Annotated in this window: 1 protein-coding gene; it reads left to right on the top strand. The window is 42.1% G+C overall.

What is annotated here, in order from left to right:
* A partial coding sequence (locus CYP28_RS01890) for a mechanosensitive ion channel family protein (RefSeq protein ID WP_141090901.1) occupies positions 1-439 on the top strand: 439 nt, incomplete at both ends.

Raw genomic sequence — 439 nt, 5'->3', positions numbered from 1 at the left:
CGGTAGCAAATATCTTTTCTATCATATATATAGTCGCATTTTCATGGCTTGTCCTAACCATACTAAATGGCTACGGCATCGCTATAATCGACAAGATCGCGCAAAAAAGCAAGCGTAAAGAGGTGATAAACCTAGCACTGAAAGTCATCTACGTGATCGTGCTAATCATCACACTTTTGCTGATCCTTCAAAAGCTTGGCTTTGATATCTCAGCGCTAATTGCCTCACTTGGTATCGGTGGTCTTGCCGTTGCCTTCGCTGCTAAAGACATCATCGCAAACTTCTTTGCTTCTGTTATGATGCTCTTTGACAACTCATTTTCACAAGGCGACTGGATAGTTTGTGGAGACATCGAGGGCACGGTCGTTGAGATAGGATTTAGAAAAACAACTGTTAGAAGCTTTGATAATGCCCTTATCTTCGTGCCAAACTCAAAGCT

Source organism: Campylobacter concisus, assembly GCF_002914195.1.
GTDB lineage: Bacteria > Campylobacterota > Campylobacteria > Campylobacterales > Campylobacteraceae > Campylobacter_A > Campylobacter_A concisus_M.
The sequence above is the reverse complement of the archived record's forward strand: the minus strand, read 5'-3'. Positions and strand labels throughout refer to the sequence as shown.